The organism is Conexibacter sp. CPCC 206217 (assembly GCF_030646165.1).
Lineage (GTDB): Bacteria > Actinomycetota > Thermoleophilia > Solirubrobacterales > Solirubrobacteraceae > Conexibacter.
This window is the reverse complement of sequence record NZ_JAUTDO010000007.1, coordinates 262,442-275,628: the sequence shown is the minus strand read 5'-3', so window position 1 is coordinate 275,628 and position 13,187 is coordinate 262,442. Positions and strand designations below refer to the sequence as shown.

General features: G+C 71.0%; 16 protein-coding genes and 1 pseudogene. 2 read left to right on the top strand and 15 right to left on the bottom strand.

Going from position 1 to position 13,187, the window contains the following annotated elements; translation table 11 throughout:
• Positions 1–9: 9 nt before the first annotated feature.
• From Q7L65_RS20405 to Q7L65_RS20390, 4 genes are all read right to left on the bottom strand, one after another.
• Complete coding sequence (locus tag Q7L65_RS20405; RefSeq protein WP_304723974.1) at positions 10–258, bottom strand: hypothetical protein; 249 nt, start codon at positions 256–258, stop codon at positions 10–12.
• A 205-nt stretch (positions 259–463) separates the two neighbouring features.
• Positions 464–1,261 carry a bifunctional hydroxymethylpyrimidine kinase/phosphomethylpyrimidine kinase gene (gene thiD, locus Q7L65_RS20400; RefSeq protein WP_304724176.1) on the bottom strand — a complete coding sequence of 266 codons (798 nt, stop codon included), beginning with the start codon at positions 1,259–1,261 and terminating at the stop codon, positions 464–466.
• 181 nt (positions 1,262–1,442) lie between these two features.
• The gene (gene dprA, locus Q7L65_RS20395; RefSeq protein ID WP_304723972.1) at positions 1,443–2,432 is read right to left on the bottom strand and encodes a DNA-processing protein DprA; all 990 of its coding nucleotides are present in this window, start codon (positions 2,430–2,432) and stop codon (positions 1,443–1,445) included.
• A gap of 113 nt (positions 2,433–2,545) precedes the next feature.
• Positions 2,546–4,075: a YifB family Mg chelatase-like AAA ATPase gene (locus Q7L65_RS20390; protein WP_304723971.1), complete on the bottom strand. Its 1,530-nt coding sequence runs from the start codon at positions 4,073–4,075 to the stop codon at positions 2,546–2,548.
• 145 nt (positions 4,076–4,220) lie between these two features.
• On the opposite strand from Q7L65_RS20390, the gene Q7L65_RS20385 reads away from it, so the two are divergent.
• Positions 4,221–4,592, top strand: coding sequence for a YraN family protein (locus Q7L65_RS20385; RefSeq protein WP_304723970.1), 372 nt, complete (start codon positions 4,221–4,223; stop codon positions 4,590–4,592).
• 105 nt (positions 4,593–4,697) lie between these two features.
• On the opposite strand, the gene Q7L65_RS20380 is transcribed toward Q7L65_RS20385, so the two are convergent.
• The 11 genes and pseudogenes from Q7L65_RS20380 to ftsY form a co-directional block, all read right to left on the bottom strand.
• Positions 4,698–5,372: a ribonuclease HII gene (locus Q7L65_RS20380; protein WP_304723968.1), complete on the bottom strand. Its 675-nt coding sequence runs from the start codon at positions 5,370–5,372 to the stop codon at positions 4,698–4,700.
• A 90-nt stretch (positions 5,373–5,462) separates the two neighbouring features.
• Complete coding sequence (lepB, locus tag Q7L65_RS20375) at positions 5,463–6,089, bottom strand: signal peptidase I (RefSeq protein WP_304723967.1); 627 nt, start codon at positions 6,087–6,089, stop codon at positions 5,463–5,465.
• Positions 6,090–6,359: 270 nt separating this feature from the next.
• Positions 6,360–6,698: pseudogene (gene rplS, locus Q7L65_RS20370) on the bottom strand (50S ribosomal protein L19); the annotation flags it as partial.
• Between the two features lie 82 nt (positions 6,699–6,780).
• On the bottom strand, positions 6,781–7,497 hold the full coding sequence (gene trmD, locus Q7L65_RS20365) for a tRNA (guanosine(37)-N1)-methyltransferase TrmD (protein ID WP_304723966.1): 717 nt from the start codon (positions 7,495–7,497) through the stop codon (positions 6,781–6,783).
• Entirely contained in the window at positions 7,497–8,093 is a 597-nt protein-coding gene (gene rimM / locus Q7L65_RS20360; protein WP_304723964.1) for a ribosome maturation factor RimM, read from the bottom strand. The genes trmD and rimM overlap by 1 nt, the downstream gene beginning before the upstream one ends.
• Before the next feature lie 5 nt (positions 8,094–8,098).
• Positions 8,099–8,332 carry a KH domain-containing protein gene (locus tag Q7L65_RS20355; RefSeq protein WP_304723962.1) on the bottom strand — a complete coding sequence of 78 codons (234 nt, stop codon included), beginning with the start codon at positions 8,330–8,332 and terminating at the stop codon, positions 8,099–8,101.
• A 26-nt stretch (positions 8,333–8,358) separates the two neighbouring features.
• The gene (gene rpsP / locus Q7L65_RS20350) at positions 8,359–8,625 is read right to left on the bottom strand and encodes a 30S ribosomal protein S16 (RefSeq protein WP_304723960.1); all 267 of its coding nucleotides are present in this window, start codon (positions 8,623–8,625) and stop codon (positions 8,359–8,361) included.
• A gap of 77 nt (positions 8,626–8,702) precedes the next feature.
• The gene (gene ffh, locus Q7L65_RS20345) at positions 8,703–10,037 is read right to left on the bottom strand and encodes a signal recognition particle protein (RefSeq protein WP_304723959.1); all 1,335 of its coding nucleotides are present in this window, start codon (positions 10,035–10,037) and stop codon (positions 8,703–8,705) included.
• A 27-nt stretch (positions 10,038–10,064) separates the two neighbouring features.
• Positions 10,065–11,057, bottom strand: a complete 993-nt coding sequence (locus Q7L65_RS20340) for an SPFH domain-containing protein (protein WP_304723957.1) — start codon at positions 11,055–11,057, stop codon at positions 10,065–10,067.
• Between the two features lie 57 nt (positions 11,058–11,114).
• Positions 11,115–11,546: an NfeD family protein gene (locus Q7L65_RS20335; protein ID WP_304723954.1), complete on the bottom strand. Its 432-nt coding sequence runs from the start codon at positions 11,544–11,546 to the stop codon at positions 11,115–11,117.
• Between the two features lie 107 nt (positions 11,547–11,653).
• On the bottom strand, positions 11,654–12,646 hold the full coding sequence (ftsY, locus tag Q7L65_RS20330; RefSeq protein ID WP_304723953.1) for a signal recognition particle-docking protein FtsY: 993 nt from the start codon (positions 12,644–12,646) through the stop codon (positions 11,654–11,656).
• Between the two features lie 22 nt (positions 12,647–12,668).
• On the opposite strand from ftsY, the gene Q7L65_RS20325 reads away from it, so the two are divergent.
• The gene (locus Q7L65_RS20325; RefSeq protein WP_304723951.1) at positions 12,669–13,160 is read left to right on the top strand and encodes a GNAT family N-acetyltransferase; all 492 of its coding nucleotides are present in this window, start codon (positions 12,669–12,671) and stop codon (positions 13,158–13,160) included.
• Positions 13,161–13,187: the final 27 nt, after the last annotated feature.

Below are 13,187 nucleotides of genomic sequence, written 5' to 3'. Positions count from 1 at the left end.
GCGTTGCCGCTACCGTCCGCCCGAGGCGCGGGGGAAGAAGATGACGCGCTCGGCGTCGCGCGGGATCTCGTCGAAGCTGCGCGCCATCTGCGCCTCCCGCCGGCCGGAGCGGTCGACGATCGGCACCGCCGCCCACATGCCGCTGTCGAGCTGCCGGCGGAACTCCTCCACCAGCTGCTCCTCCTGCTCGCGCACCTCGACGTCGCCCTCGGCGATCAGCACCTCTCCGTGCCCCGGTCTCATGCGCAGGAACCTCATGGGCGGATTATGCCAGAGCGTTTATGACGCGCTTACGATCAGTGCGCGCGGGCGCTCTGCAGCGGTGTCACCGGTCGGCTCGCAGACAGCGCCCAAGCGGGCGCGTCGAGCGGGCGCGTCGAGCGGGCGCGTCGAGCGGCGCGTCGAGCCCGTCGCGCGGTCGCACGCGGCGAGCTGACGGCGCTCGGCTCAGCGCGCGGGCGCATCAGTGCGGCGCGGAGCTGCGCGCGCGGATGCCGAGCGCGTCAACCGGGCCAGGACCTCTGCCGATCTCGCGCAACCCGTCCCGCACTGCCCGTGCCGCGACCCGCTTCGCCGCGCGCGCGGCCTCCAGCGGCGCGAAGCCGAGCGCCAGGTGCGCCGCGAGCGCCGAGGAATGCGTGCAGCCGGAGCCGTGCGCGGCGCCGTCGGGAAAGCGCTCGCCCGGGATCTCGTTCGTCGTCGTGCCGTCGAAGAGGACGTCGGTCGCCTGCTCGCGGTGGCCGCCGGTGACGACGACGTAGCGCGGCCCGAGCGCGTGGACCGCGCGCGCCAGCTCCGGCGCGTCCCCCTCGATGCCGGCGATCGTCCGCGCCTCGGGGACGTTCGGCGTCGTGACGGTCACGCGCGGCAGCAGCCGCTCGATCAGCGCCGCCCGTGCGTCGGCCTGCAGCAGCGCCGCGCCGGACTCCGAGACCATCACAGGGTCGAGCACGATCGGCGTCGCGGCAGGCAGCTCGTCGAGCGCCTGCACGACGGCGTCGATCGTCGCGACCGTCCCGAGCATCCCGATCTTGACCGCGTCGACACCGATGTCGCGCGCGACCGCGCGCACCTGGGCGAGGATCATCTCCGGCTCGACCGCAGCGACGGCGTCGACCCCGACGGTGTTCTGCGCCGTCAGCGCCGTGATCGCGGTCATCCCGTGCACGCCGCAGGCCGCGAACGACTTCAGGTCCGCCTGAATCCCGGCCCCGCCGCCCGAGTCAGACCCGGCGATCGAGAGCACGGCGGGAATGCGCATCGCTGTCACGGCGAGGAGCTTAGGACGTTTGCCCGCGAAGGCGCCGCCGGGGTCCGACGCACGCCCGGTCCCGATCGCGATCGCGATCGCGCGAGGCCGCGCCCGCTGCGCCGCGCTCCCGCTCCAGGCATCGTCCGCCCGCCGCTGCCCTGTGGCGGTCGCCTCCTCGCCCACGCCCGTCTCACGGCCGGCACACATAGCGCCCTCCCGTGCTTCGGCGCACTCGTCCCCGCAGCTCCAGCTGCGCCAGTCCCGCCAGCACGGCATCGACCCCCAGACCGGCGGCGGTCAACGCCGCGACGGTGTCCAGCCCGCTCCCCACCCGCTCCAGCAGCCCGCGCAGATCGGCCGGCAGCGAATCGCCGACCGCGACGGGCTCCACCTCCGGGGCGGCGGCGCCGTACATAAGCTCCAGCACGTCCTGCGGTCCGCGCACGAGTCGTGCTCCGTCCACGATCAATGCGTTCGTCCCGGTCGCGACCGGCGAGGTCACCAGTCCCGGCACCGCAGTCACGTCTCGCCCCAGCTCCAGACACAGCGCCGCCGTGATCAGCGACCCCGACCGTTCGCCCGCCTCGACGACGACGGTCGGCCCGGCAAGCGCCGCGATGATGCGGTTGCGAGCGGGAAAGCTCCACCGCCGCGCCGTGATACCGGGCGGCAGCTCGGAGATCACCGCGCCGCGTGCGGCGATCTGCGCGTGCAGTTGGCGCTTACTCGCCGGATACGCGCGCTCTGGAGCCCCTGCGAGCACGGCCAGCGTGCGTCCGCCGCCATCCAACGCCCCGGCATGCGCCGCCGAGTCGATCCCCAGCGCCATCCCGCTCACAACCGTGACGCCAGCGACGGCAAGCCCGTGCCCGAGCCGACGAGCCTGTTCGAGACCGTACGGCGTCGCCCGGCGCGCCCCGACGATCGCGGCGCAGTCCGCCGCCACGAGCTGCCGGAATCGCGCGGGATCGCCGAGCACGTGCAGCACCGCCGGCGGGTCGGGCAGCTCGAGCAACCGAGCCGGATAGCTCGGATCGCAGGAGCAAACCGCCGTCACCGCACGATCGGCGCAGCGCTGCAGCGCCGCGCCGGCGTCAAAGCGCCGGTACTCCTGCAGGACGCGAGAGCGCTGTTCCCCCGCGAGCGCGGCGATCAACTCCGCGTCGGGCAGCGCGAGCACCGCCGGAAGCGGTCTGCGAGCCGCCCACGCCAGCTCGATGTTGCCGGCCAGCCGTCCGATCAGCCAGGCGCGCCGCAGGCACGACCGGCACGGGCCGATCGGAGGTGTCGTCATTACGCCGCCACCGCCTGCGGTCCGGCATCGTGCAGTCGCAGGGTGAGCGCCTGCATGACGTCGTCGAGTCTGACCGCGTCGCGCTCGTCGAGATCGGCGATCGTGCAAGCGACTCGCAGCACGCGATCGTGGCCGCGCGCACTCAGCGCACCCGCGTCGTACGCCCTCCCCAGCGCTCGTCTAGCGGCGTCCTCGACGAGCACGTGCGAACGCACCAGCCGCGCGTCGAGCTGCCCGTTGCAGCGCGCCTCAGTCCCCGCCAGCCGCTGCAGTTGGCGCTCGCGTGCGGCGAGCACACGCGCGCGCATCCGCTTGGACGATTCGCGGGCGGGAGCGCCGAGATCGGCCGCGGTCGGGCGCGCGACCTGCATCAGCAGATCGAGCCGATCCAGCAACGGACCGCTGAGGCGGCGGCGGTGGCGGGCGAGCTCCGGCTCGCTGCAGCTGCAGTGCCGGTCGCTGCCGGCATAACCGCAGCCACACGGGTTCGTCGCCGCCACGAGCGTGAAGCGGGTCGGGAACAGCAGCGCGCGCTGGCCGCGCACGACTGCCACGTGCCCGTCCTCGATCGGCTGACGCAACGCCTCCAGGCTCGGGCGCGAGAACTCCGACAGCTCGTCGAGGAACAGCACGCCATGGTGCGCGAGGCTCGCTTCGCCCGGCATCGGCACCTGACCTCCGCCGACCAGCCCGGAGGCCGAGATCGTGTGATGCGGCGCGCGGAACGGCCGCGCCGGCACGAGCCCGGGCGCGCGGTGGATACCGGCGACGCTGTGGATGCGTGTCACCTCCAGTGCCTCACCACGCGACAGCGGCGGCAGCAACGACGGCAGCCGCCGCGCGAGCATCGTCTTGCCGCTTCCGGGCGGTCCCTCCATCAGCAGGTTGTGACCGCCCGCCGCCGCGATCTCCAACGCCCGCAGCGGCAGCTCGTGGCCGCGCACGTCGGCGAGATCAAGCGCTGTGTCCGTCGCTTCCGCCGAGGGCTGTTCGACGGCCAGAGGCGGCGGAGGCGGATCGCCTCCGCCGAGGAACTGCGCGACGCCGCGAAGACTGTCCACCGCGGCGACGTCTATGCCCTCGACCAGCGCGGCCTCGGCGGCCCGCTCACGCGGGACGATCAGGCCGGCGAGCCCACTGCGGCGGGCACCTTCGGCCGCCGCCAGCACACCGCGGCACGGCCGCAGCTCGCCGCCGAGCGACAGCTCGCCGAAGATCGCCCACCTGTCCAACCGCTCGGCCCCGCACTGACCGCTGGCAGCGAGCAGGCCGACTGCCAGACCGGCGTCGAAGCCCGGGCCGATCTTCGGCAGGCTGGCCGGGGCGAGGTTGGCCGTGATCCGGCGCGCGGGGAACTCGAACCCCGAGTTGAGGATCGCCGCACGGACCCGGTCGCGGGCCTCGTGAACGGCCTTTCCGGCCATTCCGACGACGCGGAAGGCGGGCAGGCCCGGGCGGATGTCGACCTCGACCCAGACCGGGCGGGGATCGATTCCGTCGATGGCGAATGTTGCGACACGGCTGAGCACGGCCCGGGACGCTACGCAGAAAAGCGTTACGCGTGGCATACGGACTGCAACAATTCTCAGGAGTGCTCAGTTGTTGCAGTTCTTCCTGCAAATCGTCGCAATTTCGCGGTGATTCACATGAGGGTCCTGGCCTAGTGTCCCGCCCATGTCAGCTGACCCCCGCCACCACCTGGGCCGCCTCGGCGAGCGCATTGCGGCCGAGCATCTCGAACGTCGCGGCTTCGTCGTGCTCGCACGCAACTACCGCACCCGCTGGGGCGAGCTGGACATCGTCGCGCACGACGGCGAGCGAACCGTCTTCTGCGAGGTCAAGACGCGACGGCTCGGCTCCTCCTCGACCCCTTTGGAGGGATTTCGCGAGGCGCAGCAGCAGCGCGTGCGCAAGATGGCGGTCGGCTGGCTCCAGGAACATCCCGACCGCCCGCACACCGCTGAGCTCCGTTTCGACGCGGTCGGGGTCACGATCGACGCGACCGGCCGGCTCGCGGCGCTCGAGCACCTCGAAGGGGTGTTCTGAGAAATGTCGACTCACACGCCGTTGGAGCCGGTGGCGGCTCGCCGAGGCGCGGACTACGCGCAGGCGTTCGCCCGCGTGCGGCCGACGACGCTCGCGCGCACGTCGTCAGAGCGCGAGTTGCTGGTATGCGGCCGACTGGAACGACAGCCGGTGCAGCGGCGTGATGCCGAGGCGCTCGATCGCCGCGCGGTGCTCCCTCGTCGCGTAGCCGACGTGGGAGGCGAACTCCCAGCCGGGATGCGTGACGTCCGCGCGGTGCATGAAGCGGTCGCGGGTGACCTTCGCCACGACGGATGCGGCGGCGATGGCGGCGCTGCGGGCGTCGCCGCCGACGACGGCCTGCTGGTCGTGCGGGAGCTCTGCGACCGGGAAGCCGTCGCTGAGGCAGATGCAGCCGTCGCGCGCGACGCGCGCGAGCGCGTCGTGCAGGGCGGCGAGGTTCGTGACGTGCAGGCCACGGCGATCGATGCCGGGTGCGCAGCGCGAGATCACCGCCACGCGCGTGGCGACGCGCAGGATCACCGGGTAGAGCGCCTCGCGGCGCTCGGCGGTCTGCTGCTTGGAGTCGTTCAGCGTGCTGAGCGCCCGCATGTCGGAGCGCGAGAGGCGCTCGTAGTCGAACAGGACGGCGGCCGCGACGAGCGGGCCGGCGAGACAGCCGCGACCGGCCTCGTCGGCGCCCGCTACGAAGCGGGTGCCGAACTCGCGGTCGAACGCGAACAGTCTGCGACCCGGCGGGCGCGGACGGCGTCTTCTGGGCGCTCTAGCGGCCGCGGCCACGGCGGAAGGGACGTGCTCTGGCTCGTACACCACTGCCACGCATCATGCACCACCCGCCGGGCGGAATGCGACCCATTCCGAAACAGGATCTCAGAGCGGACCGATGCGCTTCGGCGGCCAGTAGCTGGCGAACGCGCCGCCGATGATCCAGTCGCGCTTGATCGGACCCCAGTAGCGGCTGTCGTCGGACTCGCCGCGGTTGTCGCCCATCATGAAGTACTGGTCCTTCGGCACGGTTATCGTGCCGAGGTTGCAGTCCGAGCCCTCGCCGCAGGCGTTGATGAACGAGTCCTTCTGCAGGACGCCGTTGCGCACGACGTGACCGTCGCGGACCGATATGCGGTCGCCCGGCACGCCGACGACGCGCTTGATGAAGTTCTGATTCGAGCGCGTCGGCGTCGAACGCGAGCAGGGTACGCGGCTCTGCGGCCCGTCATAGAAGGGGCCCTGGCCGGGGACGCCGCACTCGTTCGTGTCGGCGCCTCTCGGCGGGTGGAAGACGAGTATGTCCCCCACGCCGGGGTCGGTGAAGTTGTTGCCGATGCGGTTGACGAGCACGCGCTCGCCAACCGCGAGGGTCGGCTCCATCGAACCGCTCGGGATCCGGTACGGCTTGACGATGAACGCCTGGATCCCGAGCGCAAGGCCGAGCGCGACGGCCACGATGAAGACCAACTCCAGCAGAGAACTGGAGGCGGACTTCGACTTGCCGCGCACGTGCTACTCGGCGCTTGCCGGGGCCTTCGGCTCGTCAGAGCCTCTGGCCTCGTCACCCGTGGTCTCGGGCGACGTCTCGGCCGCGGGAGCAGCCGCGCTCTCGGCGGCGGCCTCCTCGACCGGTGCAGCCTCAGCGGCAGGAGCCGCGTCGGTCACGTCGGGCGCGCCTTCGGTGGCCAGGACGGCCTCCTCAGGAGCGATCTCCTCCACGACGACCGCATTCGGGTCGTGCAGCAACTCGCGGCCGAAGACCTCCTCCGGGCCGACCGAGCGGCGCTCGCGCACACGGGCGCGCTTGCCGATCCGATCGCGGAGGTAGTACAGCTTCGCGCGACGGACGTCACCGCGGGCTGCGATCTCGATCTTCTCGATCTTCGGGGAGTGGACGGGGAACGTGCGCTCCACGCCGACGCCGAAGGACTGCTTGCGGACGGTGAACGTCTCCCGCACGCCGTGGCCCTGGCGCTTGATGACGACGCCCTCGAAGACCTGCGTACGACGACGCGTGCCCTCGATGACCTGGAAGTGGACTCGGACTCGGTCGCCCGCGTCGAACTTCGGTGCGCGTCGAAGCTGCTCGCGCTCAAGATTTTCGATAACAGTGCTCATGGCAAGAGAAATTGGCGGGGCCCTTCTGGCCGTCGCGGATCGGGAATGGTAGCGGACGGCAGGTCGGCGTGATGCGCGGCCCTCATTCGTCCGGTGCGGCGTCGTCGTCGGGTGGTGCCACGGCGCTGGCGCGAGCACGTTCCCGGCTCTGCTCCAGCCGCCAGTCGCGCACGCGCTGGTGGTGGCCGGAGAGCAGGATCTCGGGAACTCTCCAGCCACGATACTCGGCGGGGCGGGTGTAGTGCGGATACTCGGGTGCACCCTCCAACGCGGCGCTGAACGACTCCTCGTGCGCGGAGTCGACGTGGCCGAGCGTTCCGGGCAGCTTGCGCAGGACCGCGTCGGCGACGACCATCGCCGCCAGCTCGCCCCCTGCCAACACATATCTGCCGATCGAGATCGAGTCCGTCGCGTAGTGTTCGACGATGCGCTCGTCGAACCCCTCATAGCGGCCGCACAGCAGCGTCAGCTCCGGCTCGGCCGCGAGCTCGTCGACCAGCCTGTCGTCGAGCTGGCGCCCGCCCGGCGTCAGCACGACCACGCGCCGGCGTTCGCGCAGCTCGACGGGATCGCAGTCGTAGCGGGCCCTCAGCGCCGTCTCGACGACATCGACGCGCAGCACCATGCCGGCACCGCCGCCGAACGGCGTGTCATCGACCTGACCGCCGCTGAGCGGGGTCGTGTCGCGGTAGTTGACGCACGACACGTCGTGCCCGAGCCGCAGCGCGTTTTCGACGTGGCGCTGCGTGCGAAACCACTCGAACCACCGCGGGAAGAGCGTGAAGACGTCGAGCTGCATCACGCGAGCGGGTCGGCGCCGCCGCGATCAGGCGGCGCAGGCGCGTCGGACGGGTCGGCCTCGCCCAGGAAGACGAGGTCGATCTCGATCCGGCGGCCCTCGACGTCGACCTCGCGGACGGCGTCTCTGATCAACGGAACCAGCAGGTCGTCGGCGCCGCCCGGGCGGGCGACCTCGAGCAGCTCACAGGACGGCAGCGCACGCAGTCTGCGCACGACGCCGACCTCGTGCTCACCGTCGTGCACGCGACAGCCCTCGATCTCCTCGGGCCACCACTCGTCGTCCTCCAGCGGTGGGGCGTCGGCGCGCGGGACCAGCAGGTCTCTGCCGCGCAGCGCCTCGACGGCGGTGCGCGAGGTGCACGACGCGAGGCGAAGGATCGGTCTCGCGTCGGTGCCGGCGCGACGGACGATCTCGTCGTCATGTCCGTCGACGGCCAATCTGCGGCCGAGGTCGAGCAGTTGCGCGCGCGGCTGCGTCACATGGAAGCTGCCGTCGAGCCCGTGGGCTCTGCCGATGTGGCCGGCGATCAGCCAGTCGTCCCTGTCGCCCCGGGGGGCGGCCGGCGACTGCTCGGCCGGGCGGATCTCATCCATCGGGATCAGTCGACGATGTCGACGAGGACGCGGCGATTGTCCTTCACCGCGGCAGCCTTCACGACGAGGCGCAGCGCGTTGGCCGTCCGGCCGCCGCGCCCGATCACCTTGCCGTAGTCGTCCTCGGCGACGGCAAGCTCGAGCACGAGCGTGCCGTCGTCCTCTTCGAACTCTTCGACCTCGACGTCGTCGGGATGGTCGACGAGCTGTCTGGCGAGGTACTCGAGCAGCTCTCTCATCACCGAGCCCTCGCGAGACGACGTCACTAGGCCGTCGGACCTGCCGTCGGGCCCGTGATGCCCTGGATCTTGAGCAGCTTGGCGACGGAGTTGCTCGGCTGAGCACCCTTGGCGAGCCAGGCGCGCACCTTCTCCTCGTCGAGCGTGATCGTCGAGGGCTCGGTCTGAGCGTTGTAGTGACCGATCGTCTCGAGCACGCGACCGTCGCGCTTGGAGCGCTGATCGGCGGCGACAACACGCCAGATCGGGTTCTTCTTGGCGCCCACGCGGGTCAGCCGGAGTCGTACTGCCACGATTCCCTTTCGGAGATTTGAGTCGAAAGACCGACGTGGGAGGGTAGCGGATCCCTGCCCGTCGGGTGTGTCTGCGCCTATCGCGCCTGTCGCATCAGCGCGCCGATGTCCGGCATCTTGCCCGACTGCATCGACTTCATCAGCTTCTGCATCTGCGAGAACTGTCTGATCAGCGCCTTCACGGCCTGCACGTTGGTGCCGGAGCCTCTGGCGATCCGGATCCGACGCGACCCCTTGATGATCTCGGGGTTGCGGCGCTCGTCCGGCGTCATCGACGTGATGATCGCCTGGATCCGGTCGAACTCCTTCTCGTCGACTCTGAGGTTGCGCAGCTGGTGGCCGCCGAGCCCGGGCATCATCCCCAGCAGCGACTGCAGCGGGCCGAGTCTGCGGACCTGCTTGAGCTGGTCCAGGAAGTCGTCGAGGCCGAACTCCGACTTGCGGATCTTGCGCTCGAGCTCCTTCGCCTGCGCCTCGTCGAACTGCGACTCGGCCTTCTCGATCAGCGTCAGCACGTCGCCCATGCCGAGGATCCGCTGCGCCATCCGGTCCGGGTGGAAGCGCTCGAACTGGTCGAGCTTCTCGCCGGTGGAGGCAAACAGGATCGGCTTGCCGGTGACCGACTTGACCGACAGCGCCGCGCCACCGCGGGCGTCGCCGTCGAGCTTGCTCATCACGACGCCGTCGAACTGCACGACCTCGGCAAACTGCTCGGCGACGTTGACCGCGTCCTGACCGGTCATCGCGTCGACCACGAGCAGCACGTCGGTCGGGTTCGTGACGCGCTTGATCTCGGCGAGCTCCTTCATCAGGTTCTCGTCGACGTGCAGGCGGCCGGCGGTGTCGACGATCAGCACGTCCTTGCCCTCGCGGCCGGCGCGTTCGCGCGCCCACTTCGCGATCTCGACCGGGTCGGCGTCGGTGCCTCTCTCGTAGACCTCCGCGCCGGCCTGTCTGCCGACCATGATCAGCTGCTCGACGGCAGCCGGGCGGTAGACGTCGCAGGCGGCGACCGCAACCGACGATCTGTGCTGCTCGCGCAGGTAGCGGGCGAGCTTGGCCGTCGCGGTCGTCTTGCCGGAGCCCTGCAGGCCCGCCATCAGGATCACCGTCGGCGGGCTGGAGGAGAACTTCAGCTCGACCGACTCGCCGCCCATCAGCTGCGACAGCTCGTCGTTGACGATCTTGACGACCTGCTGACCGGGGTTCAGCTGCCCGATCACGTCACTGCCGAGCGCCCGCTCCTTGACCGCGTTCGTGAATCTCTTCACGACCTTGAAGTTGACGTCGGCCTCCAGCAGCGCGAGCCGGATCTCGCGCATCGCGGCGTTGACGTCGTCCTCGGTCAGGGTGCCGCGCCCGCGGACGTCCGCGAGCGTGGCCTGGAGCTTCTCGGCGAGTGAGTCGAACATGTCCCTGAAAGGCTACCTGGCCGCTGCTCAGGCGGCCGGGGGATCCGTCGGTCGGGGCGGCTGCGGCAGCGCCCGCTGCGCCTCGGGCCCGGCGTCGGCGTCCGGCGTCGGCGCAGCGGGCGGCGCGGGCGGCGCCGGCGGGGTCGCCCCGCCCATCGCGTTGCCGATCGCGTTCCCGAGCCCGCCGAGCGCCTGCGTGAACTCCGACGGGATCACGAACACCTTGCTCGCCTGGCCGTCGGCCAGCTTCGGCAGCATCTGCAGGTACTGGTAGCTGAGCAGCTCGCGGTCCGGCCTGCCCTCGTGGATCGCCGTGAAGACCGTCTGGATCGCTCTCGCCTCGCCCTCGGCTCTGAGGATCGCCGCTTCGCGCTCGCCCTGCGCGCGCAACACGGCCGACTGCTGGTCGCCCTGGGCGGTGAGGATCTGCGACTGCTTGACGCCCTCTGCCTGGAGGATCGTGGCGCGGCGGTCGCGCTCGGCGCGCATCTGCTTCTCCATCGCCTCCTGGATCGAGCCGGGCGGGTCGATCGACTTCAGCTCGACGCGCGCGATCCGGATGCCCCATCTGCCGGTCGCCTCGTCGAGCACGACGCGCAGCTGGGTGTTGATGTTGTCGCGACTGGTGAGCGCGTCCTCGAGCGTCATGCCGCCGATCACGTTGCGCAGCGTCGTCACCGTCAGCTGCTCGATCGCCTGCAGCGGGTTGGCGACCTCGTAGGTGACGGACTTCGGGTCGGTGATCGTGAAGTAGAGGACCGTGTCGATCTGCACGACGAGGTTGTCCTCGGTGATGACCGGCTGCGGCGCGAACGTGATCACCTGCTCGCGCAGGTCGATCAGCGGCTTCACCTTGTCGATGAACGGGATCACGATCGTCAGGCCCGGGTTGAGCGTGCGGCTGTAGCGGCCGAGCCGCTCGACGACGCCCGCGCGGGCCTGCGGGATGATGCGGATGGTCCGTGCCGCCACGAACAACAGGAACAGAACGACGACGGCGAGAACGATGAGGCCGGCCATGTGTACGTGGTCTCCCCTAGCTTGGTTGGTTCTGCGACCGAATGACCGGACGCCTGCTCACTCGGATACGAGCGCGGTGGCGCCCCTGATCTCCACGACCGTGACGGGTCTACCCGCCTCGATGATGTCGTCGTCGTCATATGCGCGCGCGGTCCAGACCTCGCCGTCGATCCGCACGCAGCCGACGGCCTCGTCGTTGGAGATCCGCTCCAGCACCATCGCGCGGCGCCCGACGAGCGCCGCGGTGCCGGTGCGCAACTGCGCGGGCGTCTTCAGGTGCGCACGCGCGATCGGCCGCACGAACAGCAGCAGCAGGACCGAGACGAGGATGAAGATCGCCGCGGAGGCACCGAAGCCGACGCCGACGCCCGCCGCGATCGCCGCCACGGCGGCGCCGCCGGCGAAGGGGGCGAGGAAGAAGCTCGTGGTGACGATCTCACCGGCGCCGAAGACGACGGCGAGGATGACCCAGATGACCCATTCGTCCATGTGAGCGCGAGCTTACCGCTGCGAGAGGCGGCGGCGAAATGGGCGAGCCGCCCAACCGCCGTCGGTTGTCCGCCACGACGGGGCGGGGCGAGGCCCGGGGCGCGCCGCTACGACAGCAGCGCGCGGGCGAAGTCGTCGGGGTCGAACGGGCGCAGGTCCTCGAGGCTCTCGCCGATCCCGATCATCTTCACCGGGATCCCCAGCTCGCGCGCGATCGCGAGCGCGATGCCGCCCTTCGCGGTGCCGTCGAGCTTCGTCAGCACGATGCCGGTCACGTCGACTGCCTCGGCGAACAGCTTCGCCTGGCGCAGGCCGTTCTGGCCGGTCGTCGCGTCGACGGTGATGAGCGTCTCGTGCGGCGCGTCCGGCAGCTGCTTGGAGATCACGCGGCGGACCTTCGTCAGCTCCGCCATCAGGTTGTCCTGCGTGTGCAGGCGCCCGGCGGTGTCGACGATCACGACGTCGGCGCCTTCCCGCACGCCGGTCGCGACGGCCTCGAACGCGACCGAGCCCGGGTCGGACTCCGGCGGGCCCTTGACGAAGCGCACGTCGGCCCGCTTGGACCACTCCTCCAACTGCTCGACGGCGGCGGCGCGGAACGTGTCCGCCGCGCCCAGCACGACCTTCTGGCCCAGCTCCTTGCGCAGGTGCCAGGCGAGCTTGCCGACCGACGTCGTCTTGCCGGTGCCGTTGACGCCGACGACCAGCAGCACGGTCGGCGACGGGGTCAGGTCGATCCGCGGCTCGCCGACGCGCGCGACGTTCGCGAGCAGCTCCTGCAGGCGCGCCGTCAGCTGCTCGCCGCCGGTCAGGTCGCCGCTGGAGGCCTCCTGCTCCAACTGCTCGACGATCTCCGCCGTCGTGCGGGCGCCGACGTCTGCTGCGATCAGCGCCTCCTCCAGCCGCTCCCACGTCTCTTCGTCGAGATCCTCGAACAGCGTCGCGGTGATCTCGCTCGTGAGCGCCTCGCGCGTCTTGCGCATGTTCTCGCGCAGGCGTCTGAAGAAGCCGCGCCGCTTCTCGGCCGTTTGCGGCTCGTCGGCGACCGCCACCGAGGCGCCGTCGCGGGTGATGAAGAGGTCCTGCCAGTCGCGTGCCATGAGGATCGGCGACGATACCAATGTGCAGACATCTCCCATCCGCATCCGGCGCGCCAGCCCCGCCACGCCGGAGGCCGCTCGCGTGCTGCGCGCCTACGGTGCCGAGCTGGTCGGGCGCGGCCGTCCGTTCTCGCCCGTGGAACCTCCGGTCGGGAGGCGGCCGGCGAGCTGGGTCGAGCCGTACGAGCTGGAGCCGCCCAGCGGCGCCTTCCTGCTCGCGGAGGATCGCGGCGTCGCGGTCGGCTGCGGCGGCGTGCGCACGCTCGCGCCGGGGCTGGGCGAGGTCAAGCGGATGTACGTCGTGCCGGGCGCGCGCCGGCGCGGGATCGCGCGGCGGATACTGGGCGAGCTGGAGCAGGCCGCGCGTGAGCTGGGACACACGCGCGTGCGGTTGGACACGAACGCCGTGCAGCCTGAGGCGGTCGCGCTCTACCACGCGTGCGGCTACACGGAGATCGCCGACTACAACGGCAATCCGTTCGCGACGCACTGGTACGAGAAGCAACTCACCTGAGGCACATCAGGCGGAAGGATCGGCGTG